At 52.3% G+C, this 4,491-nt stretch carries 2 rRNA genes (both cut by a window edge); both read left to right on the forward strand.

Annotated elements, in window-relative coordinates:
- Positions 1–1,370 (forward strand): 16S ribosomal RNA (locus AC625_RS25440); it begins 221 nt to the left of the window's first position.
- 233 nt (positions 1,371–1,603) lie between these two features.
- Positions 1,604–4,491, forward strand: a 23S ribosomal RNA gene (locus AC625_RS04580); it runs 115 nt beyond the window's last position.
- The 16S and 23S rRNA genes sit together here, the layout of an rRNA operon.

The following is a 4,491-nucleotide window of genomic DNA, read 5'->3' on the forward strand; positions in this document are numbered from 1 at the left end:
TTCTTTTCTCGCATGAGAGAAGATGGAAAGACGGTTTCGGCTGTCACTTACAGATGGGCCCGCGGCGCATTAGCTAGTTGGTGAGGTAATGGCTCACCAAGGCCACGATGCGTAGCCGACCTGAGAGGGTGATCGGCCACACTGGGACTGAGACACGGCCCAGACTCCTACGGGAGGCAGCAGTAGGGAATCTTCCGCAATGGACGAAAGTCTGACGGAGCAACGCCGCGTGAACGAAGAAGGCCTTCGGGTCGTAAAGTTCTGTTGTTAGGGAAGAACAAGTACCAGAGTAACTGCTGGTACCTTGACGGTACCTAACCAGAAAGCCACGGCTAACTACGTGCCAGCAGCCGCGGTAATACGTAGGTGGCAAGCGTTGTCCGGAATTATTGGGCGTAAAGCGCGCGCAGGTGGTTCCTTAAGTCTGATGTGAAAGCCCACGGCTCAACCGTGGAGGGTCATTGGAAACTGGGGAACTTGAGTGCAGAAGAGGAAAGTGGAATTCCAAGTGTAGCGGTGAAATGCGTAGAGATTTGGAGGAACACCAGTGGCGAAGGCGACTTTCTGGTCTGTAACTGACACTGAGGCGCGAAAGCGTGGGGAGCGAACAGGATTAGATACCCTGGTAGTCCACGCCGTAAACGATGAGTGCTAAGTGTTAGAGGGTTTCCGCCCTTTAGTGCTGCAGCTAACGCATTAAGCACTCCGCCTGGGGAGTACGGCCGCAAGGCTGAAACTCAAAGGAATTGACGGGGGCCCGCACAAGCGGTGGAGCATGTGGTTTAATTCGAAGCAACGCGAAGAACCTTACCAGGTCTTGACATCCTTTTGCCCTCCCTAGAGATAGGGACTTCCCTTCGGGGACAAAAGTGACAGGTGGTGCATGGTTGTCGTCAGCTCGTGTCGTGAGATGTTGGGTTAAGTCCCGCAACGAGCGCAACCCTTGATCTTAGTTGCCAGCATTTAGTTGGGCACTCTAAGGTGACTGCCGGTGACAAACCGGAGGAAGGTGGGGATGACGTCAAATCATCATGCCCCTTATGACCTGGGCTACACACGTGCTACAATGGATGGTACAAAGAGCTGCAAACCCGCGAGGGTAAGCGAATCTCATAAAGCCATTCTCAGTTCGGATTGTAGGCTGCAACTCGCCTACATGAAGCCGGAATCGCTAGTAATCGCGGATCAGCATGCCGCGGTGAATACGTTCCCGGGCCTTGTACACACCGCCCGTCACACCACGAGAGTTTGTAACACCCGAAGTCGGTGAGGTAACCGCAAGGAGCCAGCCGCCTAAGGTGGGACAGATGATTGGGGTGAAGTCGTAACAAGGTAGCCGTATCGGAAGGTGCGGCTGGATCACCTCCTTTCTAAGGATATTACGTGTGGCGCTTATGTTTTGTTCAGTTTTGAATGAGTAATTCATTCAATCGTGGTAAAGGAAAGCAGCAGATTCGTCTTTTGCTTATTCGTCGCCGAATCGTTCTTTGAAAACTAGATAATAGATAGAAGGCAAATTTTTGCATTAAATTTTCAAGACATCAAGTAAGACCTTTTAACAACTAGGTTGTTTGATAAACTTTCTGTTTATCAGCCACCATATGGTTAAGTTAGAAAGGGCGCACGGTGGATGCCTTGGCACTAGGAGCCGATGAAGGACGGGACTAACACCGATATGCTTCGGGGAGCTGTAAGTAAGCTTTGATCCGGAGATTTCCGAATGGGGAAACCCACTGTTCGTAATGGAACAGTATCTTTACCTGAATACATAGGGTACTGAAGGCAGACCCGGGGAACTGAAACATCTAAGTACCCGGAGGAAGAGAAAGCAAACGCGATTTCCTGAGTAGCGGCGAGCGAAACGGAAGATAGCCCAAACCAAGAGGCTTGCCTCTTGGGGTTGTAGGACACTCAACATGGAGTTACAAAGGAACGGGGTAAGTGAAGTGATCTGGAAAGATCCGTCAAAGAAGGTAAAAACCCTGTAGCTGAAACTTCGTTCCCTCCTGAGTGGATCCTGAGTACGGCGGGACACGAGAAATCCCGTCGGAAGCAGGGAGGACCATCTCCCAAGGCTAAATACTACCTAGTGACCGATAGTGAACCAGTACCGTGAGGGAAAGGTGAAAAGCACCCCGGAAGGGGAGTGAAATAGATCCTGAAACCGTGTGCCTACAAGTAGTTAGAGCCCGTTAATGGGTGATAGCGTGCCTTTTGTAGAATGAACCGGCGAGTTACGATTTCATGCAAGGTTAAGTTGATAAGACGGAGCCGCAGCGAAAGCGAGTCTGAATAGGGCGAATGAGTATGAGGTCGTAGACCCGAAACCAGGTGATCTACCCATGTCCAGGGTGAAGTTCAGGTAACACTGAATGGAGGCCCGAACCCACGTACGTTGAAAAGTGCGGGGATGAGGTGTGGGTAGCGGAGAAATTCCAATCGAACCTGGAGATAGCTGGTTCTCTCCGAAATAGCTTTAGGGCTAGCCTCGAGATGAGAGTATTGGAGGTAGAGCACTGATTGGACTAGGGGCCCCCAACGGGTTACCGAATTCAGTCAAACTCCGAATGCCAAATACTTATTCTCGGGAGTCAGACTGCGAGTGATAAGATCCGTAGTCAAGAGGGAAACAGCCCAGACCACCAGCTAAGGTCCCCAAGTTTACGTTAAGTGGAAAAGGATGTGGAGTTGCTTAGACAACCAGGATGTTGGCTCAGAAGCAGCCATCATTTAAAGAGTGCGTAATAGCTCACTGGTCGAGTGACTCTGCGCCGAAAATGTACCGGGGCTAAACGTAACACCGAAGCTGTGGATGGATACCGTATGGTATCCGTGGTAGGAGAGCGTTCTAAGGGCGTTGAAGCTAGACCGGAAGGACTGGTGGAGCGCTTAGAAGTGAGAATGCCGGTATGAGTAGCGAAAGAAGGGTGAGAATCCCTTCCACCGAATGCCTAAGGTTTCCTGAGGAAGGCTCGTCCGCTCAGGGTTAGTCGGGACCTAAGCCGAGGCTGAAAAGCGTAGGCGATGGACAACAGGTTGATATTCCTGTACCACCTATACATCGTTTGAGCGATGGGGGGACGCAGAAGGATAGGGTAAGCGCGCTGTTGGATATGCGCGTCCAAGCAGTTAGGCCGGAAACGAGGAAAATCCCGTTTCCATCAAGGCGGAGCTGTGATGGCGAGGGAAATATAGTACCGAAGTTCCTGATTCCACGCTGCCAAGAAAAGCCTCTAGTGAGATGTAGGGTGCCCGTACCGCAAACCGACACAGGTAGGCGAGGAGAGAATCCTAAGGTGTGCGAGAGAACTCTCGTTAAGGAACTCGGCAAAATGACCCCGTAACTTCGGGAGAAGGGGTGCTTTTTAGGGTGAATAGCCCGGAAAAGCCGCAGTGAATAGGCCCAGGCGACTGTTTAGCAAAAACACAGGTCTCTGCGAAGCCGCAAGGCGAAGTATAGGGGCTGACGCCTGCCCGGTGCTGGAAGGTTAAGAGGAGAGGTTAGCCGCAAGGCGAAGCTTTGAATTGAAGCCCCAGTAAACGGCGGCCGTAACTATAACGGTCCTAAGGTAGCGAAATTCCTTGTCGGGTAAGTTCCGACCCGCACGAAAGGCGTAACGATCTGGGCACTGTCTCAACGAGAGACTCGGTGAAATTATAGTACCTGTGAAGATGCAGGTTACCCGCGACAGGACGGAAAGACCCCGTGGAGCTTTACTGCAGCCTGATATTGAATTTTGGTACAGCTTGTACAGGATAGGTAGGAGCCTGTGAAGCCGGAGCGCTAGCTTCGGTCGAGGCGTCGGTGGGATACTACCCTGGCTGTATTGAAATTCTAACCCGCGCCCCTTATCGGGGCGGGAGACAGTGTCAGGCGGGCAGTTTGACTGGGGCGGTCGCCTCCTAAAATGTAACGGAGGCGCCCAAAGGTTCCCTCAGAATGGTTGGAAATCATTCGTAGAGTGTAAAGGCACAAGGGAGCTTGACTGCGAGACCTACAAGTCGAGCAGGGACGAAAGTCGGGCTTAGTGATCCGGTGGTTCCGCATGGAAGGGCCATCGCTCAACGGATAAAAGCTACCCCGGGGATAACAGGCTTATCTCCCCCAAGAGTCCACATCGACGGGGAGGTTTGGCACCTCGATGTCGGCTCATCGCATCCTGGGGCTGTAGTCGGTCCCAAGGGTTGGGCTGTTCGCCCATTAAAGCGGTACGCGAGCTGGGTTCAGAACGTCGTGAGACAGTTCGGTCCCTATCCGTCGTGGGCGCAGGAAATTTGAGAGGAGCTGTCCTTAGTACGAGAGGACCGGGATGGACGCACCGCTGGTGTACCAGTTGTTCTGCCAAGAGCATCGCTGGGTAGCTACGTGCGGACGGGATAAATGCTGAAAGCATCTAAGCATGAAGCCCCCCTCAAGATGAGATTTCCCATAGCGTAAGCTAGTAAGATCCCTGAAAGATGATCAGGTTGATAGGTCAGAGGTGGAAGCGT

This window comes from Peribacillus loiseleuriae (assembly GCF_001183985.1).
GTDB lineage: Bacteria > Bacillota > Bacilli > Bacillales > DSM-1321 > Peribacillus > Peribacillus loiseleuriae.